The following is a 19,823-nucleotide window of genomic DNA, read 5'->3' as shown; positions in this document are numbered from 1 at the left end:
AACAGCGCCCTGGCGGTTAGCCCTTATCAGCGTTTTCCAGTACGTCGAAGGCTTGTCCGACCGACAGGCGGCCAAGGCGGTGCGCAGCCGGATCGATTGGAAATACAGCCTCGGCTTGGAGCTGTCCGACTCAGGCTTCGACTTCTCGGTGCTGTGCGAGTTCCGGAGGCGGCTGGTCGACGGGGACCTCGGCCTGGTCCTGCTCGATGCGCTGCTGGCGCGCCCTCGTGACCAGGGACTGCTCAAAGCGCGCGGCCAGCAACGGACCGACGCCACCCACGTCCTTGCGGCGATCCTCCAGATCAACCGCCTGGAGAACATCGGAGAGACCCTGCGTGCCGCCCTCAACGCCGTGGCGGCGGTGGCTCCCGACTGGCTGGCGCGACAGGTTTCTCCGGAGTGGTTCGAGCGGTATGCCGTGCGGGTGGAAATGTCGCGCCTGCCCAAGGGCGAGACGGAGCGGCAAGCCCTGGCGGAAACCATGGGGACCGACGGCCATGCCCTTCTCGCGGCCATCTACGATCCGGCCGCACCGATTGGACTGCGCCACCTGCCAGTCGTGCGGACACTCCGCCTCACGTGGATCAGGCAGTTCCTCATTGAGGAGGGCTGGGTCCGCCTGCGCCAATCGGCCGATACGCCACCCGCCAGCCTGAACGGCTACACGCCCTACGACACCGACGCGCGCTTTGGCAAGAAGCGCGACATCACTTGGATCGGCTATAATACGCATCTTTCCGAGACCTGCGACCCTGGCGAACCCCACGTCATCGTCAACGTCCTGACGACGCCGGCGCCAATGACGGACATGGAGGTGACAGCCCTCGTCCATCAATCTCTGGCCAGTCGGAACCTGCTGCCCACCACGCATTTCGTGGATGCCGCTTACGTCGATGCGGGCCTGCTGACGGCGAGCCGGGCCGACCGTGGGATCGAGCTTGTCGGTCCGCTGCTCCCCGACACCAGCTGGCAAGCCCAGGCGGCTGAGGGATATGACCTCTCGGCATTCCGGATTAATTGGGACGCGCACACGGTCACCTGTCCGCAGGGGCGGATCGCCACGCATTGGACGTTGACCCTCGACAAGTTGGGCAGCGAAAGCATTCGTGTCAGCTTTCCCCGGCCGGCCTGCGCCGCACGCCCGCAATGCACCCATGCCCGCGACGGCAATGCCCGCACGCTTTCCTTCCGCCCGCAAGCCGAACACGAGGCCATTCAAGAGGCCCGGCGCCGGCAGGAAACCGTTGAGTGGCGACAGCAATATGCTCGCCGCGCCGGGATCGAGGGGACCCTGTCCCAAGCAGTCGGCCGGTTCGGGCTTCGGCGTTGCCGCTACATTGGATTGCGCAAGACCGCGCTCCAGCACATCTTCACCGCCGTCGCCCTCAACCTTGCCAGGATCGACGCTTGGCTTACCGGCAAGCCGGTCGCCAAGACCAGAACTTCCACCTTCGCCGCCCTTCTGCCGGCGGTCTCCTGATCCTCGGCGAATTCGCCAACAGTGTCTTAGAACGGGCAGGAATATAGGCTAAGGCGGGAAAGTCATGTCGCCTGCCCCGATTTCCGTAACATGCCTTACGCCGACCAAGTGCGGCTTCAGGCGGAACTGGACAGGCGCGCACCGAATTGGCAAGGGAGCGCCGGCCATGGCGTTGGCGCTTATCCAGCTCTCGGCGTTAGGGCGGAGGGTAGACTGGCGGGCCCCAGCGCCTGACCAAGCCCGTCAACGGAGCCAAGTTTACCACGGTCAACAGGATAGAACCTTGAAGAAGGGTAAGCGGGAGAGATAGCATAGGAATTGCTCAACCTGCGGACCGTCGAGGCGCAGCGGCGTTATCACGCACTGCCATTCGATGAATGCCCTGCCCCGCCAGTGATATGACCCATCGGCGGCGACCGGCTCTCCTGTTCCCATGCATTTGCGCATGAGCTGTAAGTTCGCCTCAACCTCGCTGCGGGCCCAAATCTCCGACATGCAACGACCGGTTGGGTCACCGCCGAACAGCGCCGTGACCTGCGTGCCCACGAGGCGCAGCCGGAAGTCGCGCCCCTCATCGATGACCTCGTGGATATACATGCAGGGCGCGAGGTGGGGCTTCTCAATCAGCGGATCGAGGGTGCGCCGGGCCGGTGGTCGGGCCCCGGCTCTCTTGCTCGCCCAGTAGTCCAGAAACTCGCGGCCGTCGTCCGCGATGATCTCTGACAGTGCGATCTCCCGGAGGGGCCTTATCTCCATCCTCGATCGCGGCGCCCTGGAGCGCTGTCCCGTGGGACCAACCGCGTCATCGGTGACGGTGGCCTGGGGGTCGGTGCGCCGGCTAGGCGCGATGTCAACTGCGGGGAAGCAATCCTGCGGAGGTGGAATACGCCTGCTATTATTCATTGATCGCCCGCCGGCTCAAATGCTTTAAGCAGATGCTTTGAGCAAAGATTTGAGCAAAAAAATATATCACTGATTGCGCCCGCTGGCGCTGACGCGAATGAACATGGCCTTTGGCAGAGACTAAGCCAGAAGGAACAGGCGGACCGCCGCCAGTGAGTGCTTCGGCCACTTTTCATTGAAAACTGATCAGTGATCGGTTTCAGGTGCGTTTTGCCTGTGATTCCAACGATCTCCCGTACCGCGCGAGCTTATTCCGGTCGTTGAGGGCCAGTTCAGGCCCCCTTGACACAAGTTCCGGGACTGCCAGTGGTTGGGAGGGCATCGTCAACTTGGCGGCCTGGTGGTCGGCGGGTATGAAGGGCGCATGACGACAACGCCCCGCGCCCCCAGCCATGCCGGCTATCGGTTCCCCGCCGAAGTGATCAGCTACGCGGTCCACCTCTACTTTCGCTTCCCGTTGAGCCTTCGGATGGTGGAGGAGATGCTGGCGGTGCCCGGGATCGAGGTCAGCCATGAAACGGTGCGCAAATGGAGCCTGAGGTTTGGTCGGGAGATCGCGGGCAAGAAGCACCACCTGTGGCGCGCGGTCGACCAGGACGGCTTCGTGCTCGATGCCCTGGTCCAGAGCCGACGCGACAGGAAAGCGGCCAAGCGTCTGCCGCGCAAGCTGCTGAAGAAGCAGGGCCGGGCGCCGCGGGTGATGGTGACGGACAAGCTGAAGTCTTATGCGGCGGCGAAAAGGGAGATCATGCCCGATGTCGAGCATCGCCAGCACAAGGGGCTCAACAACCGGGCCGAGAACTCACATCAGCCGACACGACGACGAGAACGCCAGATGAAGCGGTTCAAGTCGGCCCGCGACGTTCAGCGTTTCGTCTCGATCCACGACCCCATCGCCAACCTCTTCCACCTCCGCCGAGACCACGTCACCACCAGCCAGTACCGCGCCGCCCGTTCCCATACCTTCGAGAACTGGGCCGAGATCGCTGGCGCCCGCTTGGCCGTCTAATCACGAACCAAGGCTGCGCCCAAGCCCGCATACTGCCCCGCCGCGTTCAGACGCGGATCAAGTTGACGGTGCCGGCCGAGACGGAGGATGCGCGCCTGTTGTAGGTGGCGTGGGCTTGGGAGTTGACCCACGACCGCCGGGCCTAGGTAAAGGACGAGGCTGCCGTGCGGGAGCGGAGGCGGGTGATGGATGAGGCCACGGCTGCGGTTAGGGCGGCGAGGAAAGGGTGATCAGTCGGCTAAAGGTATGGAGATCATGCACTTTCCTTTCGGCGGCACCATCCGTTACGTAATTTTAAATATTTAATGATTTAAAGAGTGAGGTGGTCAGGATCTCCTGAAATCAAAAGTTGGTTGGGAGAAAAAACTGTCATGCACAATGAACAAGACCGTCTCCACGCCTTGCATGACCTCAACGTGCTCGACACGTCGCCGGAGCCCGCTCTTGACGAACTTGTGGAATTTGCCCGTCAGCGCTTCATGGTTCCAACCGCCTTCATTTCCTTGGTCGCCGAAAGTCGCCAGTGGTTCAAGGCCAAGGCTGGCTTGGATGTTGGGGAAGCGTCGCGCGAGCATGCCTTCTGCGACCATACCATCCGGCAGCGGCAGGTTCTCGTGGTCGAGGACGCGCGCGTCGATCCCCGGTTCATGAACAACCCTTTCGTCATTGGGCCACCCAGGATCCGCTTCTACGCCGGCGCGCCCCTGATCTACAAACAACAGGCGATCGGCTCCTTCTGCATCATCAATAAAGACCCACGGTCGTTTTCAGATACCGACCGGAAGGACCTGGTTGTTCTCGCCAAGGCGACGGTCGCCGAGTTGGAAATGAGCCGGGCGAGGCGTTTCCTGTTGCCATAGGCGTGATGCCCGGATCGACGTGATCGATCCGGGAGCCCCGGAGTTTGTCTTCCGGATGTGGGCATCAAGCCCGGTCCGCCCATCCTCGCGGTGCTGCGGACGGTTCCCCGCGACCGAGCTTCACGTTCGAACGGGACGAGTTGGTCATCGTGCTCGATGGCGCGACTATCCGAAAGTAGGTGGCATTTTGGGAAAAAGGGATGCAGGCGCATATGCCTGCATTTCCCCTGGAACGAAGTTCGCCCCAAGGCTATTTGCGCAGTGCGGTAGAGATACCGCGACGCCTCTATGGGCGTTTCCTCCCTAGACTTAGGCCGCCTCCTACGAAGCGGCTTTCTTTTTGCACGTTTTGGTTAGAATATCAATTTTCTAAAGGTATATGCAAAGAGGATAGGCGGTCAGGGAGGTTTGGGGAAGGAAGGGAATGCAAGATAACTACCTGCTGGGAGCATAACAATGGATTGATCTGGTTGAATTTTTTCATACCGGAGGACGGTGCCGCTCGACGCAGTCCCGCTCATCGGACCCCATCACGTGAGCCAGTTCGGCCGACTCCGTCAACTGGGCGTCCAGGGTGTGGGTGGCGTCGGTGTCGTCCCTCATGCAGCCTGAACAGGCCAGGGTGCGAAGGATCTCCCTGAATTCCGATGCCTCGCACCTTCTCGCGGAGTGACGGGTTCCCTTCTCCAGGCCGCCTCTGGAATGGTGGGACTGGATGAAGGATCCGCCGACGGACCAATACGCCGTCACGTGCCAGATGGGTCGTATCCCCGACCTTGAGGCGGGCATGGTGGTGTTCGTGAGCTCCGACGCCCCCGCGGCATGGCGCTACTATTACTCACTGTATCCTCTCGCCGGGACCTCGATCGCTCTTTGGGATCCCAATGGTGATCTCATGGCGACGCGGATCGGCTCGCGTGACTGAGGTGCCGGGGGCTGGCACCGACCGAATCCTACGCCGGGGTCATCAACGGTCGAAGCACGCCGCGAACCGCTGGTGATGGAGCGCGAACAGGCGGAGCAGCTCGGGATCGAACATCCGGGGTTGGATCCGGTCGTCGCCGAACAGGATGACCCCCGTGGCCTCCTCGTGGGACATGGCCCTCTTGTAGGGCCTGGCGGCGCGCAGCGCGTCGTAGACGTCGCACAGCCGCACCACCCGGGCGCTCATGGGTATCCATTCGCCGACCAGACCGAAGGGGTATCCGGAGCCATCGTGGTTCTCGTGATGGTACAGGGCCATCTCCGCGGCCAAGTGGTCATGGGGTCCGAGGCGCGCGTGCCCGAGGACCGCGTGGTCCCTCATGACAGCCACCTCGTCCTGGTCCAGTGGCCCACGCTTGAGCAGGATCGCCGGGGGGATCCAGAGCTTGCCGAGGTCGTGGAGGGCCGCCGCCTCCCGCCAGTGACGGGTCTCCCGGGCGCCGAAGCCGAGCAACCCACACATGACGGCCACCAGATCGCCGACCCGGAGGTTGTAGGCCCCCACACCGTCGACATCCTCGCCGAACAGGGCCGCGGCCCGGGGAACCTCAAGACAGGAGATACTTGGCTCGGTGACCGACGTGTCTGGCATGATGGGTTCGCTCCAGAGATGGCTGTCACATGGGGACAAGTATCCTTCATTGAATAAAATTTAGTTAACTAACGTATTGTTTGCCGCCGCATGTTCCTCGACGGCGGTTTCCGAACGTTTTGGTGGGTCACGGTGGACGTCCGGCGCTCATCCCTTCCGCGATCGGACCCGGCTGTCGAGGCGCGCCAGCGCCGCGCCAAGACGTTCCGCCATGCTTGGTTTGGCATCCCGTCCACCAAAGGAGGCTGACGCGGTCGCGTGTCCGGTCCCAGTGGGCCGCTCTCCCGAGACGCGTGCCCGCAATCGTTCTAGGATCGCCGGTAGGCCCCGTGATCGGCGGATCAGCGTCGGCAGGAACAGGACACCGACGACGGCGAGGATCAGAAAGAGCTTGAAGGCGCTCATGCCCATGGCGATGCCCATCCCTGTCGTTCAACAATCCATCCACCGTATCATGCTTGATGATGGCCGATGGAACGGCTTCCCGCCCGACGAACCTGGTGCTTCGCGTGACTTGACGCGAAACGCGTTCCTCCCGGGAAGCGGGATCCGGTCCTCTCCGCCGTTGGGAATGGGGATCGGGGTGGTCATGAACGGATTGTTCACCCATCGTGGTTAAACTCCGCGCCGAAGTGGCGGGAGAAGAGCGGTGGAACGGTTGGATTGGGTCGAGGACACATGGGGTGAGATCCTGCGAACCCTCGTCTGTCACGGCATGATCGAGGACGTGGCTGTCACGACTTCCAGGAGGGTGATCCCGGATCAGGTGGTGCGCTTGGCGGAAATTTTCAGCTTCCGCACACCAAACCCACACGTCGAAGCGTGATAGGGCGTCGCCAGCCAAGGGATGCCGCCGATGGGGCAAAGTGGCGTATGCCGGTCAAGCGAAACTCATAAGCCGATTTACTCTTTATAAAGCATTAATTTTATCTTTATTGCCCAAGATTTCTCGTGCAGTATCCCTCCAACGCGATGTCGAACGCGCCAGGGCGCGCCGCCCCGGAACACGCCTTCGTTCATCAACAACGCTTTTGGAGAGAGCCTGTCATGACCTCGTCCCGCACCGTCCTGATCGAAGCCAACCGGCTGTTCCGCGATGGCCTCAAGCATCTGCTGGCCTCCACGGAGTTCGCGATCGGGGCCGAGTTCGGCACGATGGATCAGGCGGTGGATGGCGCCGTCCCGTCGGCGCTCGTGATCGTTGGCCAGTCCGACAAGGAACCGGGTGACGCGGGTCGGCTCCGGGACGCCTATCCCGACGCCCACATCGTGGTGCTGGCCAGCGACCTGTCGGTGGACGCGCTGCGGGACGCCATGGGCGCAGGCATCGCCGGCTTCCTCATGAAGGACATCTCGCCCGAGGCGCTGGTCCAGTCGCTCCACCTGATCATGATGGGCGAGAAGGTGTTCCCGACCAACCTCGCCTCGATGCTGATGGACATGAACAGCCAGCCGTCGCCGCTGAACTCGGTCCGGGGGCTGACGACGCGCGAGCGCGAGATCCTGCAGTCCCTGGTCGGCGGCGCCAGCAACAAGCTGATCGCCAACCGGCTCGGCATCACCGAGGCGACCATCAAGGTCCACCTGAAGACCCTGCTGCGCAAGCTCGACGTCAACAACCGAACCCAGGCCGCCATCTGGGCCATGAACAACGGCTTCGGCGCCGAGACCGCAGCCACGCCGACGCGCCATCTCCAGGCGGTTTCCGCCTGATCGCCGTGACTGGTTGCCAAGGCTTGGAAGGGCTGGAGTGTCATGGACGAGGAGTCGGTCCGAAGGAGCGTGCCGGTGACGATGCGGCCGGCCCCCAGTATTTCGTCGGCCGTTTGCTCATGCTCAGGGAGCGGCTCACGCGGGAACAATGGAACAGTTTCGCCGCAGGCGCCGATGTGATCTGCGACAGTGTCCTGCGGAGGATGCCGATCGATGATCCTGGATCGAGCGTGTGGGACAATCGTCGCGGGCGAACTGGTTCCCAACGCTGACGAACATGGCTGAGCCAAGTACCGGCGATGGCACACCGTCATGCCTCCAGGCGGCCTGATACGATCCCGTCAGGGATCGCTTGGTCTGAAACGGAATACCGCCTGAACAATTCAGTACGAACCAAGTGACAGCACGCTACTTTGGGAAACTCTGGTGAAACGGAGCCGTACGAATTGGGAACCCTTGACCCTCAGCGATGGCGCCTTCCATCACCACCCTTGAAGGCGTATTCCTATCGAGTAGTGCGATGTTGGATCGTGGAGACTATTGAAGTTTGCGTGCTGGAGCATGAGGTTCAGCCACTGAGTCAACTTTGAACGACGCACATGAGGCAACTGCCCGCCCCCATTTCGGGGAGCGGGCACTTTTCATTGCCGGAACCCGCTCATGGGACCGTCATATCCTGCAATAGGATAATTTCAGTTCTCACGAGAAACTTTCGGTATGTTGATCGTTTTCTTGGCGAACATCCGGGGATTTTGGTCGCCACCTCAAGCAAGACCTCAAGGGAAAAGTCCACCTCTGGCAGGGGGTGGGCCCTTTCGCTCATGCTCCCATCTTTGGCCTCAAGACAATATCCTGTGGAGCACGACGATCAGGGCGGTGAGGACCCATATCACGGCCACGCCCGTTAGGATGTTGCGGATAAAGCCTTGAAAATCCTTATTCATTTTGCTTCAACAAAGTGAAAAAGGGCAGTGTTACAGTACTACGTCGCCATGCGTGATATCGACGGTGACTTACCCTGGTGGCTGAGCATGAACCATCCTACCCCAAGATGTCCTCATCCGTTATGCGCAGCCGCATGGGCAGACCCGCCCGACCTTCCCGGATGGCGATCCGCTGGATCCTCGCGACGCGTCGCAACGTCCGCGCCGCCTGGGCGTAGTTTCTCCCGGCGTACAGCCAAGACACCTTGGCGAACATGATCAACCCATCCAGGTAGGTGGTCAGGAAGAGTTCGGGTTCCATCCCAATCCAACACCCGGGGCGACCAAAAGTCCGGGTGTCCAGAGGGTGATGCTGGAAAGCGTTATCCGAGGAGATCCTCGTGGATGATCGTCAAATCCACGTCGTATCCCGCTCGACGCGCCACGGCCGCCACTCCATGCATCCGCCCGACGAGTCAGAACACCCGCGCCGCATTGGCGTATCCGCCCGATGGCGAGTGCCACGACACCTCAGAGTCTGTTCGCAGACCGGACGTGCCGGCCAGTGCTGAGCGGGATGCTACTTTGAGGTGAAAGAGGGCTGACGCGTGGGAGGACGACAGGCTACGTCTGAGCCCATCGCCAACAGTTATCGGGTCCGCAGCATATGGGCACCGCCTTCAACCCCGCCAAGACCTCTCCGGCCTCGTGGGATGCATTCTCCGATGTCGACGCCTTCATCGATGCGGTGCTGGCGGAACTCGCGGCCATGGCGGCAGATAGTACCTGGCGGACCCGCTCCGGGCCCAAGTCGCCGTAATCAGAGCGGCGCTGCGCAAGACCATCATGGCAATCTGGTGCGTGTGCTTTTGCGGCATGCGGTGGCGGGCCATCGGTCGGTTGTGCGACATCCCGTTCGGCACGCTGTACACGCTGTTCGCCCGCTGGACCCGGCTCGGCTTGTGGCGCCGCCTGCTCAACCGCCTGATCCTGGCTTGGCGGCAGGCTTGCGGCGACAAACCCGTACCCACAGCCGTCATCATCGACAGCCGGTCATGTCAGTCAGCGCCGACTTGCTTCACCCGCAGTTTCGATGGCGGCAAAAAGATCAAGGGCATCAAAATCCATCTTGCGGTCGATAAATATGGCTTTCCGCTGGCGATCGACGTCTCGCCGGCGAATAGGCATGACAGCAGGGGTATCGTCCCGGTGCCGCACCAGCTTGCCGGCCATCGCTTCAAGGGAACGGCTCTGGGTGATCTCAGCTATCGGGGTCAGCGGCTGTCCAAGGCCGGCGAGGCGCTGCGCATCACCATCCAACCCAGCGGCGGCGGCCACGGCGGAACCTTCATTCCGGAGGGGATTCGTTGGGTGGTTGAACGCTCGCTGGGCTGGATTAGCCGCTATCGTCGGTTGAACACCATCTTTGAGCGGACCGAAGGGCACCTCGTCGCTTTCATCGAGATCGCCTTCATCTCCATCCTGTCCCGCTGTCTGGTGCGCCTTGCCACCCAGCAAATCAGCGCCTGACGTCTACAAACAGACTCTGAACAAGCGCAGAGCAGTCCGCAGCGCCGGCGTCAGGCGTGCCGCCCGCCGGCTGATCGTCGTGTGATCCGGAACCGACAGGTCGACATCCATCAGGTCCAGCGGCGATCCGAGCAATCCTTCGGTCTGGCGCAGTGGCTGATGGAAGACAAGCCGGACCATGAGCGCCGTTTCGATCGCTGTCTCCGAGTGGCGCGCCTGACCGCCCGGCGTCGTTCGCGGCGCCGGCCTCCAGGCCACGATCGCCTCGTTGCCGACCCACAGCGTCAGGTTGCCACGCCGCAATCCGGTCTCATCCTCCGACCATTTCGTCATCTTGAACTTCATCTTCGAAACATTATGACGCCGGGCGTCATTGTGTTTGTTCGGCTTGTCGAGCGCTGACCAGTCCGCGAAAAGGAAGAGAACGCGGTCTTACAGGGTCAACTCCTGCCTGCCAAGTCGTCCATCCTGCCTCGCTGCACCAACGCCCACTACGGCTGTAATCCAAGTGCTCCTGCTTGAAATCATCGCGCAACCAGCACCTGCGAAAGTGATCTGCCGAAAACGGAAGCCATCCGGCATTCATTTTTCAGTCAAAGGAGAACTCGCATGCTTGACCAAGTCATCGACGCACCGAAAACGATCGTCAACTCACCCGAGAAGCGGGAATGGTTCGATACCATTCCCGGTGAGCGCATGGCGATCCATGTCCAAAGCTCCGCCGTTGGCGGAAACTTGACCATCATGGAAACGGTCGCCGTGCCGGGTTGTGGCTCCCCCCTCCACTTCCATCGGGAAAGTGAGATCTTTCACATCCTCGAGGGCACGATGACCTTCGTGTGCGGTGGTGAGAGGCGCGAGGCGGGCTTGGGCTCGACGATCGTGGTTCCGCCCGGCGTCCATCACGCCTGGGCCAACCTATCCCAGGCTCCGGTTCGGATGCTGGTCATGGTCACTCCGGGCGGGATCGAAAGCCTTTTCCCCCGAGCCAACGGCCTGTCGCCCCTCGAGCTGGTTGAACTGGTGGAAAGCTATGGGACGCGCATCGTCGGCCCGCCGATCCTGGGCTGACGCCACCCAGGGAAGGTCGCTTCCGCTCAGTGTCTCGAGATGGTGATCGAGTTATTGAGGCCCCGCGGGGCCTCAAGCTTTCATGTCCATACCTGATCGCCGTCGAGACCTCTCACTCAGGATCGCCACCGAAAGGGATCAGCTTCGTGAACCCACGGGGGCTACGGGCCGATCGGTCGACGTCAGTCGCGGCCATGCCTGATCAGCCATTCGATCTGGCTCTTATGTTCGATGCCGACATCGCGCAGTAAGGCGTCATCGAGCTCCTCAAGGGATGATGTCAGCCGACCGATCTGGCGCTCGCGACGCCAGTCGGACCACAGCTTCGTGATAAACATCCCCGCCTTGGCGCTCCAACTCTCGGAGCCGGGTAAATCGACGGTACGGCGGGATCCCCAGTACTCGATTTGGTGAGGATTGGTGGTATGGAAGGACGCGCCGTATAAGGCGAAACCTTCGACGATGAAGGCCAGGGGTGACGGCTTGGGGTCGGCGTTGCCACGATGTGTCGAGCCCATCCCGGTTTGATCGTCTCTGTCGGCGGGTTTACCGCGTCGTTTGGGGACACCATCATCGATGATGTCTTGGAACCGGGTGTTCGGCATTGGTCATGATCCTCTTCGCTACGGGAAGGGACATCATGCTGACCTCCCGTTACGAGGTGATCACAACCCCACGCGATGTCGTTACAGCCGTAGCGCCGTCAGCCCGGCCGCGAACAGGTCCTGAGAAATCGATCGACCATGGCATTGAATTCGCCCGCCGCGTGCCAGAACGGCGCATGGCCGACGCCTTCGAGGACATGACATCTCCCTTCCCAGAGATTGGCATATTCGACACTGCTGATGTAGTCGAGTTTGATCAATGGATCGGCGCCACCGTTGATGACCGCGATCGGAACCGGGCTTCCCTCGACAGCCCCGCGCTGATCGACCCCCACGCCCGCGAGCGCCGCCTCGAATAACCGTACGCGGCATCGCCCGTCGGATCGTCTTATCGCCTCTCGAAGGAACGGCTCGACCGGTTTGCCGAACATCGTGCGCGCGAACAGGTCGACGTCGGCGGCGGACAGATCCTGACGGGCGGCCAAGCCCGCATGGGGAGGACGCACAAACCCGTCGGCCATGCCTCCGTGCCTGACAGGGGGTGTGCCTGTGAGGATGAGTCCTGTTACTCCGTCGAATTGTCCAAGCATCTCGATCGCTATATGTCCACCAAGCGACCATCCGAGCAACGCGGCCTCGGAGATCTCGAGTTTTGCCAGCATCTCGATAGCCGCGTCAGCGAGTCCCGGTCTCGTGTAGGTACGTTCAGGTTGAGCGGCATCGGAAGATTCGCCATGACCCGGCAGATCGAAGGTGATCAGCCGATAATTTCCGCTCAAATCGCTTCCGGTTTGACGGGCGAAGACTTGTCGGCATGACGAGTTTCCGTGAATCAGAACCAGAATGGGAGCATCCCGTTCATTGTCCTCAACGACAATATTTCCATGTGATGTTGTTATTTCATGGATACGATGCTTTCTTTTCATTTGGATCATCCAGGTTTTGATTTGTTAACAAGGTGCCCAGCTTCCACGGCATCTCCGGTCCGCTATAAAGCCGGGAGTGGACCTTGGCGGAGCCAAGTTTCGAGGACGCTTCAGACCTGGGACAATCGAGTTTCAGATGAAACAATACCAACGGCACCTGATTGTGACCGATGATCCAGTTTGGCGTAGACGCGGCCTCCGGCCGCGTTCCACTGGCCAAGGCCGATGGGTCGTGCAGTGAGCGCGGCCAGAGGCTGCGTATACGTCAGAGTCGCAATAGGTCAATGTTGAAGGCCGTTGGTATGAGGGGAGGTCGCGAGTGCCCCGATCGGCACCGTGCATCGTCGCGTCGACGCGCTCACCGCCGCCATTTCCTCCTGTTCAACATCGCCCAGAATCCGCTGACGTAGCTCGCCGACGATGTCGCGGCGACCTGCGGCGTGCTCGATCGGCAGGATTCATGCGCGACTCCCAGGTCCGGATCGCCATGTCCGCCTTCAAGGCCAAGGTCACGCAGGCGGCGTGGCGGGTCAAACCGAGCTGGTTCGTCGTGGCGACGAAAGATGGCGCGATCGATCCGAAGCTCCTGCGCAAAACGGCGCAGCGCATGGGAGCGGACACCGAGGAGGAGAAGGGCAGCCATGTCGTCTTCTTAACGCAGCCCAAAGCCGTCGCCGGCGTGATCAACCGTGCCGCCAAGCACGAGGCGCACGCGCCACGTTGAGGCGCCGGAAGCCTCTTCCCTAACAGCCTCACGCGACTTTATTGCAGCGAGGTGATCTCGGTCGCAGAAACCCTTTCCCGGGGTCCTGGTTACGCGACGCGGACGGAGTCCGGGCGTCCGAGGGCGAGCATATAGTTCAGGATCCGGACCGCGATGGCGATCTCGGTGTTCCGCCGGTCCTCGGTGCGGAATTGTAGGCCGTCGCCGATGACGCGCTCCCCGCGGCTGAAGAACGCCTCGACCAAGGCGCGTACGTTGTACCCGGAGGATTTTTGCCAAGCCAGGCGTCCGTGCTCGGCGATGTGCCGCGGGTGCTGGTCGCGCCGCGTCGGGTTGGTGTCCGCCGTGGCGCTCGACACCGCCGTGGAGCGGGGTGGCACGACCACGGCGGCATCCGGGGTATGCGCGGCGACGGCTTCGGTCACGCCGGTCTGGTCGTAGGTCCCGTCGGCCACGAAACAGGCAAGGGGCTCCTCAATCTGGTCCAGCAGGGCGCCGACCCGCGAGCCGTCGTCCACGTCGTGATCGGTCAGAGACGCCGCCAGGATCCGCCCGGTGGCGGCGTCGAGCCCCACGTGCAGCTTCTTCCAGGCGCGTCGGCGCTGGGTGCCATGCTTTTCGGCCAGCCACTCGCCCGGCCCGCACAACTTCACGCCGGTGCTGTCGACCAACAGGTCGACGGCACCGCCCGAGGAGGCCGGCATGATCGGCAATACCACAACCTCGGCACGCCTGCTGAGGGTGGAATGGTCGGGAACGGCCAGTTCCACGCCGAGTAGGTGGATGATGGAGCCGACCAAGCCTTCGGTCTGGCGCAGCGGCAGCCGGAACACGGCGCGCAGGGTCAATGCCGCGGTGATCGGCGTTGGTGCAGCGAGCACAGCGTAGGCGCAGTGGGCCTATCTGTCTTGGTCAATTAGGCGACGCGGACAGAGTTCGGGCGTCCTGCATCGATCATGCGGTTGAGGACGGCGACGCCGATGGCAGCCTCGGCCTGCTGGCCAGGTGGCTTTCGGGCATGCGGATGGTCACCGAGGATGCGCTTGTATCTTGACATCGCGGTTTCCGCCATGGACCGCCTGCCGTAGTCGGTGTCCCGCTGCCAGCCCAGTCGGCCCCTGTCTGCAAGGGACTGGATGTGGCCGTCACGCTGCGTCGGGTCGGTGCCTGATCCCGGCACCGCCGTGCATCGCGGCGGGATGATGACAGTAGCGGTGGGGTCGCGCTCGGCCACGGTCCGCTAGGTCGGTTCGCCGTCATGGGCGCCGTCCGCCATGACGGTGTCGATGGGTCCCTCGGTCTGGTCCAGCAATGGGCCGACCTAGCCGGCATCTCCCTCGCCGCTGGTCGTCACGGTGGCGGCGACGATGATGTTGGTCGTCGCGTCGACCGCCAGGTGGAGCTTTCTCCAGGTCCGCCGCCCGCGCACGCCGTGCTTGTCGCGATGCCACTCGCCCGCCCCATAAACCTTCAGGCCGGTTCTGTCGATCACCAGGGTGACCGGGCCATCCGGCGGGGCGGTGCGCAGCACCGGCGTCAGGCGCGCCGCCCGCCGGCTGATCGTGGCATGGTTGGGAACCGGCAGGTCAACGCCCATCAGGTCCAGCAGCGATCCGAGCAATCCTTCAGTCTGGCGCAGCGGCTGATGGAAAACCAACCTGACCATCAGGGCTGTTTCGATCGCTGTCTCCGAGTGGCGGGCCTGACCGCCCGGCGTCGTTCGTGGCGCCGCCCTCCAGACGGTTCCGTCAGGTCTCGCGCCAAATTCTGAGCGAAGGCATAGATCAGCGCTGGCGAGCGGTATCGTCGTCAGACGACGGCAAGCATATCGCGAAGGGCGGCGACTCTCTGGACATGGATCGCCCGTCGCCGGGCCGCAGGCACGTGCTCCTTACGCCGTGTGCCTGGTCGGAGGAAGTCGCGCACCTCGTCGTGGGCCAGGCAGAAGCGGAAGGCACTGGTGTGGGTCTGGAAGCCTCGCATCGGCTGATAGCGCCCTTTTACCGCTCGGTGATCTTGCTCCAAATGGTTGTTTAAGTACTTTGAAGTACGATGTTCGAGGTCATCGTGGAAGACCTCATCGAGGGCCGGCATGTAGCTGGCGTGCTTGTCAGTGGTGACCTTGTCCGGCGTGGTTCCGGCCACCGCCACGGCGGAGTGGAAGAACGCCTCGGCGGCTTCCTGATCGCGGGTTGCGCTCAGGTGGACGTCGACCAAGTTGCCGTCGCGGTCGATCGCCCGATACAGGTACTGCCACCAGCCACCTACTTTGATGTATATCTCGTCAGTATACCAGCTGCGGCCGGCCTTGCCCCGGCGGCGCTGGCGCAGAGCAGCGGCGCCAGCCTGGCTTCCCAGTCGCGGATCGCTTCATGGCTGAACACCAAGCCGCACAGCAGCAGGATCTCCGCCAAGTCCCGCAGACTGAGTTTCATCCGTAACCGCCACAGCACGATCGGAAAAACCACGTCGGTTGGCGGTTGAAGCCGGTTCAGCACCGAGCCGGTCCGCTCATTGAAGCGCCGCCCACAGCCCCGGCACCGGAAAAGTCGATAGCCATGTGCCGTCCGGTCCGAGCGCTCCATCGTCTTGGCCGAACAGCAATGCGGGCACATCATTCTTCATCTTCCTTCCTCAGAAGAGCTGCTCTATCTCAATCCCCCGTCCGCCGGCAAGCTGGCGCGAAACCTTACGGAACCGGTTTGCGGGTTGGCACGTTGATTACCGAAGTCACCGCCAACTTCCTGGTCAACCGCCGCATGAAAAAATCCCAGCAGATGCGATGGTCCCGCTGCGGCGCTGATCTCCTGCTCCAGGTCCGCTGTACCGGCTTCAACGGCAAGCTTGGGTCCAGTTAGGACCAGCTGTTCCAGGCCGTCGATACCGCCTCAGAGCTGACCATGGCTGCCTGACCCCCAATCGCTCGACGCTCCCTCCTCACCCTTGAACGCGCCGGCTTCATCCAGCGAACTCCCGGCGCAGCCCGAAGCATCAAATTGATCGTCCCGCCCGAGAGCCTGCCAGTCCTTCAAAGGCCAGAGGCCAACTCATCATAATCACGGTGCAGAGCCACTAGTCACAGACCGCATCAACGCGTGCTTAAGCCAAGCCCTGTGCCAATAGGTTGGATGCGTGTGCGTTTGCTCAAGGATTCAGCTACTTCGAAGCCATCAAGACTTGTGATCACCGAAGAAGTTCATCGCGTCAATTGACAATGCGGGCTTCAAGCGCATCGACGAACGAACGGTCCCAATGGCCCGCTTGGATTGCCCGCATGGTGGCGTCCTCGGCGTCGCGCTGCCGGAGCGCCTTTTCGATAATCGCTGGCGCCTCGGCGGGCGAGAAGGTCACGAGACCATCCTGGTCGCCAACCACGATATCGCCGGGCTTGACCGTCATGCCGCCGACCGAGACCGGGACGTTGATGGCGCCGGGACCGTCCTTGTAGGGGCCGCGATGGGTCACACCCCTGGCATAGACCGGGAATGGCCGTTCGCGAATTTCGCTGACGTCGCGGATCGCACCATCGATGACCATGCCCGCCAAGCCGATCGAGGCCGCGAAGAAGGTCATGATCCCGCCGACGAGCGCGTTGTCGACATCGCCATCTGCGTCCACGACCATCACGTCGCCGGGCCTGCAATAATCGTAGGCGCGTAGGATCGCCAGGTTGTCGCCGCCGCGCGTCCTCACCGTCACGGCGGTCCCGGCCATGGGTGCTGGACGATGATAGGGCAGCAGGCCCTTGCCGCCCCGGTTGCGATGAAGCTGGTCGCTCAGCAGGGCCACCGCGATATCGTTGACCGCCGTGATCAGCTTGGGATCGGCCTGCGGAGCGGATGGGTTCTTCTCGATGCCGGTCATGAAAGACTCTCTTCGTTCCTAGGTGAGATCCGCGACGGCGCGGGCGATGCGGGCGACCCCGTCGTCCAGGGTTTCCAGCGAGGTCGCGATCGACAGCCGAAAATAGGGAGACAGGCCGTACGCGGCGCCGGCCACGACGGCGACGCCAGCGGTTTCCAGCAGCCACATGACGACGTCGCCGTCGGTGTCGAGCCTTCGGCCGGTCGGCGTCATGCGCCCGATCAAGGCACCGCAATTGACGAACAGGTAGAAGGCGCCCTCCGGAAGGCCGCAAGACAGGCCGGGGATGGCGTTGATGCCGGCTGCGGTGGCGTCGCGCCGCTCGCGATAGACCGCGACGCTCTCGGCGACGAAACCCTGGTCGCCGTCCAGGGCCGCGGCGGCGGCCGCTTGGCTGATCGAGCAGCAGTTTCCCGCCGCTTGCGACAGGAAGGTGTCGAGCGCCCGCACGAGGCTTCGCGGGCCGGCCGCCCAGCCGACCCGCCAGCCGGTCATCGCGTAGGTCTTCGAGACGCCGTTGATGGCGAGCGTGCGGTCGCGCAGTTCGGGTGCCGCCGTGAGCAGATGTGGCGCCGTGCCGCCCTCGAACCGCTCATGGTCGTAGACGATGTGCTCATAGATGTCGTCGGTCATCACCAGCACCGACGGATGACGCGCCAGCACCTCGGCCAACCCACGATATTCGGCGCTCGTGTAGGTGGCGCCCGTGGGGTTGGATGGCGAATTGAGGATCACCCAGCGGGTCCGCTCCGTGATCGCGGCGTCGAGACCGGCGGGCGTCAGCTTGAAGCCCTGCTCCTCCGGGCAGCTAACGGAAACCGGAACGCCGTCGCAGGCGAGCACCATGTCGGGATACGAGACCCAGTACGGGGCGGGGATCACGACCTCGTCGCCAGGTTCCAGGGTGGCCGCGAGGGCGCTGTAGATGGCGCTCTTGGCGCCATTCGTCGCGATGATCTCGTCGGGCCCGTGGTCGAGGCCATTCTCACGGGCCAGCTTGGCGGCTATGGCTCGCCGGAGGTCGAGCGTTCCGGCGAGGCTGGTATAGCGCGTGGCCCCCGCTTCCATGGCCCGGCCCGCCGCCTGCCTGATGTGGAGCGGCGTATCGAAATCCGGCTCGCCGACGACGAGGTTGACGATCGACCGCCCCTCGCGGCGCAGCTGGTTGGCGCGTTCCGCCGCCGACGTGCTGGGAGATGGCTTGATGCGCCTCACGCGCTCAGCGACCCGGATGGAATCCACGGTGTATCCAATCGAATGATTAACGCGGGCCTTACGATATTCCCGCGTTTGGACCGTGGCCAAGACGAGTTCGCTCTGCCTTTATAGCGTTCTCTTATGGATCGAGGGACGGCTGGCTGGAAAACCACGTGGGCATGTCGAGCGTCGGGACGCGCCATGAACCTTAGGCGCCTCCAGTATTTCGTGAAGATCGTCGACATCGGCAGCCTGACACAGGCCGCCGATGTCCTCCACGTCGCCCAGCCGGCGCTGAGCCAGCAACTCGCCACCCTGGAGGGCGAGGTTCGCCAGCAATTGCTGCTGCGGACCAAGCGCGGCGTGACCCCGACCGAAGCCGGCAAGGTGCTCTACCGGCACGCTCAGCTGATCCTCCGCCAGATCGCGCAGGCGCAGGCCGACATGGACGCGGCGGGACAAGGCCTGTCCGGGGCGGTTTCCGTCGGACTGGCGCCCGGCACCGCCGCCGCCGGGCTCGCGTTGCCCCTGCTGCGCGCCGCGCGGACGCGGCATCCCGGCGTGGTGCTCTATCTGAACGAGACCTACGGTTCGGCGCTGTCGGAATTGGTCATGAACGGACGCATGGACTTGGCCGTGCTCTACGGCGGAGGGACCGCCGTGCATGGGCTGGCTTTCCAGCCCCTGTTGCGGGAGCGTCTCTATCTGGTCGGCCCCGATACCATGATGCCGCCCCCGGAGACGGTGCCGTTGCGGCTGGTCGAGGAAATGGACCTCTATCTCCCGCGCCCCTACAACGTCGTCCGCAAGATGGTGGACGACGCCTGCGCCGGCATCGGCATCAAGCCCCGCGTGGTGGCGGAGATCGAGTCCGCCAGCACGCTGACCTCCGTGATCGCGGAAGGGCTGGGCGCCACGATCCTGCCGGAATCCATGGCCCGCGAGGTCCTGGCCTCGTCGTCGTCCTGGTTGTCCCGGATCGTGGAGCCGGCGGTCGAGGCACCGCTGGCGCTCTGCCAGTCGGATCACCTGCCGCTGTCGGAACCTGCCCGGGCGATCAAGGACATCCTGCTCGAACTGGTCGCCGAACTGCCGGAAAACCTGCTGGCCAGCCTTGGGAAGCCGACGCCCAAGCGCCCGTCATAAGGGAGCCTTATCGGCATAGAGACAAACCGTCTTGGTGCCTACGATCCACGCCCGGTAGTCTTCATGACTCGGTAGTCCTCGAATTCCGGTGGTTCGTCCGCGACGGCCCACCGTGAATATTGGGGCTGACCTTGGGGATTGGCCCGGTGAGGGACATGGACATCAATCATATCAAATCGCTGATCGACCTGATGGCCCAATCGGGCCTGGGGGAGATGGAGGTCGGTGAAAACGGCTGGACGCTGCGTCTGGCGCGCCTTGGCGCCGCCGCGGCCGCACCGCCGCCCCGACGGGCC

General features: G+C 63.0%; 26 protein-coding genes. 11 read left to right on the top strand and 15 right to left on the bottom strand.

The features are described from left to right. Positions 1–1,480: IS1182 family transposase (locus N825_RS34295; RefSeq protein ID WP_037461609.1), on the top strand; the 1,480-nt coding region annotated here is incomplete at its 5' end. Between the two features lie 267 nt (positions 1,481–1,747). Here N825_RS34295 and N825_RS34290 read toward each other — a convergent pair. Next, positions 1,748–2,236, bottom strand: a complete 489-nt coding sequence (locus tag N825_RS34290; protein ID WP_037461594.1) for a PAS domain-containing protein — start codon at positions 2,234–2,236, stop codon at positions 1,748–1,750. 511 nt (positions 2,237–2,747) lie between these two features. Here N825_RS34290 and N825_RS34285 point away from each other — a divergent pair. Together N825_RS34285 and N825_RS34280 are read left to right on the top strand one after the other, a co-directional pair. Then, on the top strand, positions 2,748–3,392 hold the full coding sequence (locus N825_RS34285) for a DDE-type integrase/transposase/recombinase (RefSeq protein ID WP_037461592.1): 645 nt from the start codon (positions 2,748–2,750) through the stop codon (positions 3,390–3,392). Between the two features lie 401 nt (positions 3,393–3,793). After that, positions 3,794–4,252 (top strand): GAF domain-containing protein, encoded by a 459-nt coding sequence (locus tag N825_RS34280; protein ID WP_198039054.1) that lies wholly within the window; start codon positions 3,794–3,796, stop codon positions 4,250–4,252. A gap of 480 nt (positions 4,253–4,732) precedes the next feature. Here the strand turns inward: N825_RS34280 and N825_RS40870 are convergent, their stop codons facing one another. Further along, positions 4,733–4,855: a hypothetical protein gene (locus tag N825_RS40870; protein ID WP_281174401.1), complete on the bottom strand. Its 123-nt coding sequence runs from the start codon at positions 4,853–4,855 to the stop codon at positions 4,733–4,735. A 112-nt stretch (positions 4,856–4,967) separates the two neighbouring features. Here N825_RS40870 and N825_RS34275 point away from each other — a divergent pair, with 112 nt between their 5' ends. Further along, a complete protein-coding gene (locus N825_RS34275; protein ID WP_037461587.1) occupies positions 4,968–5,177 on the top strand; it encodes a hypothetical protein in 210 nt (69 codons plus the stop codon). 42 nt (positions 5,178–5,219) lie between these two features. Here N825_RS34275 and N825_RS34270 read toward each other — a convergent pair whose 3' ends face one another. Both N825_RS34270 and N825_RS34265 read right to left on the bottom strand, forming a co-directional pair. After that, on the bottom strand, positions 5,220–5,828 hold the full coding sequence (locus N825_RS34270; protein WP_051514098.1) for an HD-GYP domain-containing protein: 609 nt from the start codon (positions 5,826–5,828) through the stop codon (positions 5,220–5,222). Between the two features lie 147 nt (positions 5,829–5,975). Then, positions 5,976–6,251, bottom strand: coding sequence for a hypothetical protein (locus tag N825_RS34265; RefSeq protein WP_037461584.1), 276 nt, complete (start codon positions 6,249–6,251; stop codon positions 5,976–5,978). Positions 6,252–6,477: 226 nt separating this feature from the next. Between N825_RS34265 and N825_RS39485 the strand changes: the two genes are divergently transcribed. Then, positions 6,478–6,654 (top strand): hypothetical protein, encoded by a 177-nt coding sequence (locus N825_RS39485; RefSeq protein ID WP_157619745.1) that lies wholly within the window; start codon positions 6,478–6,480, stop codon positions 6,652–6,654. Between the two features lie 221 nt (positions 6,655–6,875). Continuing rightward, positions 6,876–7,541 carry a LuxR C-terminal-related transcriptional regulator gene (locus N825_RS34260; protein WP_037461582.1) on the top strand — a complete coding sequence of 222 codons (666 nt, stop codon included), beginning with the start codon at positions 6,876–6,878 and terminating at the stop codon, positions 7,539–7,541. A 1,041-nt stretch (positions 7,542–8,582) separates the two neighbouring features. On the opposite strand, the gene N825_RS34255 is transcribed toward N825_RS34260, so the two are convergent. Continuing rightward, positions 8,583–8,786, bottom strand: a complete 204-nt coding sequence (locus N825_RS34255) for a hypothetical protein (protein ID WP_037461580.1) — start codon at positions 8,784–8,786, stop codon at positions 8,583–8,585. A 345-nt stretch (positions 8,787–9,131) separates the two neighbouring features. On the opposite strand from N825_RS34255, the gene N825_RS40155 reads away from it, so the two are divergent. After that, entirely contained in the window at positions 9,132–9,284 is a 153-nt protein-coding gene (locus N825_RS40155; RefSeq protein ID WP_157619744.1) for a hypothetical protein, read from the top strand. Continuing rightward, positions 9,251–9,994 (top strand): IS5 family transposase, encoded by a 744-nt coding sequence (locus N825_RS34250; RefSeq protein WP_342666063.1) that lies wholly within the window; start codon positions 9,251–9,253, stop codon positions 9,992–9,994. The genes N825_RS40155 and N825_RS34250 overlap by 34 nt, the downstream gene beginning before the upstream one ends. A gap of 3 nt (positions 9,995–9,997) precedes the next feature. Here N825_RS34250 and N825_RS34245 read toward each other — a convergent pair whose 3' ends face one another. Then, positions 9,998–10,339 carry a transposase gene (locus N825_RS34245; protein WP_051514095.1) on the bottom strand — a complete coding sequence of 114 codons (342 nt, stop codon included), beginning with the start codon at positions 10,337–10,339 and terminating at the stop codon, positions 9,998–10,000. Between the two features lie 264 nt (positions 10,340–10,603). On the opposite strand from N825_RS34245, the gene N825_RS34240 reads away from it, so the two are divergent. Further along, entirely contained in the window at positions 10,604–11,065 is a 462-nt protein-coding gene (locus N825_RS34240; RefSeq protein WP_051514093.1) for a cupin domain-containing protein, read from the top strand. A 182-nt stretch (positions 11,066–11,247) separates the two neighbouring features. Here N825_RS34240 and N825_RS34235 read toward each other — a convergent pair whose 3' ends face one another. Next, the gene (locus tag N825_RS34235) at positions 11,248–11,670 is read right to left on the bottom strand and encodes a hypothetical protein (protein WP_037461574.1); all 423 of its coding nucleotides are present in this window, start codon (positions 11,668–11,670) and stop codon (positions 11,248–11,250) included. A 98-nt stretch (positions 11,671–11,768) separates the two neighbouring features. After that, positions 11,769–12,596 carry an alpha/beta fold hydrolase gene (locus N825_RS34230; RefSeq protein ID WP_037461601.1) on the bottom strand — a complete coding sequence of 276 codons (828 nt, stop codon included), beginning with the start codon at positions 12,594–12,596 and terminating at the stop codon, positions 11,769–11,771. A 487-nt stretch (positions 12,597–13,083) separates the two neighbouring features. On the opposite strand from N825_RS34230, the gene N825_RS34225 reads away from it, so the two are divergent. Beyond that, positions 13,084–13,320, top strand: coding sequence for an alpha/beta fold hydrolase family protein (locus N825_RS34225; RefSeq protein WP_084165354.1), 237 nt, complete (start codon positions 13,084–13,086; stop codon positions 13,318–13,320). Positions 13,321–13,409: 89 nt separating this feature from the next. Here N825_RS34225 and N825_RS34220 read toward each other — a convergent pair whose 3' ends face one another. The 7 genes from N825_RS34220 to N825_RS34200 form a co-directional block, all read right to left on the bottom strand. Beyond that, positions 13,410–14,201, bottom strand: a complete 792-nt coding sequence (locus N825_RS34220; RefSeq protein ID WP_084165348.1) for an IS5 family transposase — start codon at positions 14,199–14,201, stop codon at positions 13,410–13,412. Positions 14,202–14,236: 35 nt separating this feature from the next. Continuing rightward, positions 14,237–14,377, bottom strand: coding sequence for a hypothetical protein (locus N825_RS39475; protein ID WP_157619743.1), 141 nt, complete (start codon positions 14,375–14,377; stop codon positions 14,237–14,239). A gap of 264 nt (positions 14,378–14,641) precedes the next feature. After that, positions 14,642–15,124, bottom strand: a complete 483-nt coding sequence (locus N825_RS38395; RefSeq protein WP_245613323.1) for an IS5 family transposase — start codon at positions 15,122–15,124, stop codon at positions 14,642–14,644. Positions 15,125–15,129: 5 nt separating this feature from the next. Next, positions 15,130–15,594 carry a DDE-type integrase/transposase/recombinase gene (locus N825_RS34210; protein WP_245613322.1) on the bottom strand — a complete coding sequence of 155 codons (465 nt, stop codon included), beginning with the start codon at positions 15,592–15,594 and terminating at the stop codon, positions 15,130–15,132. After that, the gene (locus N825_RS40650) at positions 15,585–15,755 is read right to left on the bottom strand and encodes a hypothetical protein (protein WP_245613321.1); all 171 of its coding nucleotides are present in this window, start codon (positions 15,753–15,755) and stop codon (positions 15,585–15,587) included. The genes N825_RS34210 and N825_RS40650 overlap by 10 nt, the downstream gene beginning before the upstream one ends. A 769-nt stretch (positions 15,756–16,524) precedes the next feature. Next, positions 16,525–17,184: an RraA family protein gene (locus N825_RS34205; protein WP_037461573.1), complete on the bottom strand. Its 660-nt coding sequence runs from the start codon at positions 17,182–17,184 to the stop codon at positions 16,525–16,527. An 18-nt stretch (positions 17,185–17,202) separates the two neighbouring features. After that, positions 17,203–18,426, bottom strand: coding sequence for an aspartate transaminase (locus N825_RS34200; protein ID WP_037461571.1), 1,224 nt, complete (start codon positions 18,424–18,426; stop codon positions 17,203–17,205). A gap of 156 nt (positions 18,427–18,582) precedes the next feature. On the opposite strand from N825_RS34200, the gene nac reads away from it, so the two are divergent. Then, positions 18,583–19,527, top strand: coding sequence for a nitrogen assimilation transcriptional regulator NAC (gene nac, locus N825_RS34195; RefSeq protein WP_037461569.1), 945 nt, complete (start codon positions 18,583–18,585; stop codon positions 19,525–19,527). Positions 19,528–19,823 lie beyond the last annotated feature (296 nt).

The organism is Skermanella stibiiresistens SB22 (assembly GCF_000576635.1).
GTDB classification, from domain to species: domain Bacteria; phylum Pseudomonadota; class Alphaproteobacteria; order Azospirillales; family Azospirillaceae; genus Skermanella; species Skermanella stibiiresistens.
The sequence above is the reverse complement of the archived record's forward strand: the minus strand, read 5'-3'. Positions and strand labels throughout refer to the sequence as shown.

Coding starts and splice junctions, on each gene's coding strand:
- N825_RS40870 (WP_281174401.1), bottom strand. CDS start 4,855: ATGAGGGACGACACCGACGCCACCCACACCCTGGACGCCCAGTTGACG.
- nac (WP_037461569.1), top strand. CDS start 18,583: ATGAACCTTAGGCGCCTCCAGTATTTCGTGAAGATCGTCGACATCGGC.
- N825_RS34205 (WP_037461573.1), bottom strand. CDS start 17,184: ATGACCGGCATCGAGAAGAACCCATCCGCTCCGCAGGCCGATCCCAAG.
- N825_RS40650 (WP_245613321.1), bottom strand. CDS start 15,755: ATGAAACTCAGTCTGCGGGACTTGGCGGAGATCCTGCTGCTGTGCGGC.
- N825_RS34260 (WP_037461582.1), top strand. CDS start 6,876: ATGACCTCGTCCCGCACCGTCCTGATCGAAGCCAACCGGCTGTTCCGC.
- N825_RS34275 (WP_037461587.1), top strand. CDS start 4,968: ATGAAGGATCCGCCGACGGACCAATACGCCGTCACGTGCCAGATGGGT.
- N825_RS34270 (WP_051514098.1), bottom strand. CDS start 5,828: ATGCCAGACACGTCGGTCACCGAGCCAAGTATCTCCTGTCTTGAGGTT.
- N825_RS34290 (WP_037461594.1), bottom strand. CDS start 2,236: ATGGAGATAAGGCCCCTCCGGGAGATCGCACTGTCAGAGATCATCGCG.
- N825_RS34240 (WP_051514093.1), top strand. CDS start 10,604: ATGCTTGACCAAGTCATCGACGCACCGAAAACGATCGTCAACTCACCC.
- N825_RS40155 (WP_157619744.1), top strand. CDS start 9,132: ATGGGCACCGCCTTCAACCCCGCCAAGACCTCTCCGGCCTCGTGGGAT.
- N825_RS34235 (WP_037461574.1), bottom strand. CDS start 11,670: ATGCCGAACACCCGGTTCCAAGACATCATCGATGATGGTGTCCCCAAA.
- N825_RS34265 (WP_037461584.1), bottom strand. CDS start 6,251: ATGGGCATCGCCATGGGCATGAGCGCCTTCAAGCTCTTTCTGATCCTC.
- N825_RS34245 (WP_051514095.1), bottom strand. CDS start 10,339: ATGAAGTTCAAGATGACGAAATGGTCGGAGGATGAGACCGGATTGCGG.
- N825_RS34255 (WP_037461580.1), bottom strand. CDS start 8,786: ATGGAACCCGAACTCTTCCTGACCACCTACCTGGATGGGTTGATCATG.
- N825_RS34285 (WP_037461592.1), top strand. CDS start 2,748: ATGACGACAACGCCCCGCGCCCCCAGCCATGCCGGCTATCGGTTCCCC.
- N825_RS39475 (WP_157619743.1), bottom strand. CDS start 14,377: ATGTCAAGATACAAGCGCATCCTCGGTGACCATCCGCATGCCCGAAAG.
- N825_RS34225 (WP_084165354.1), top strand. CDS start 13,084: ATGTCCGCCTTCAAGGCCAAGGTCACGCAGGCGGCGTGGCGGGTCAAA.
- N825_RS34230 (WP_037461601.1), bottom strand. CDS start 12,596: ATGAAAAGAAAGCATCGTATCCATGAAATAACAACATCACATGGAAAT.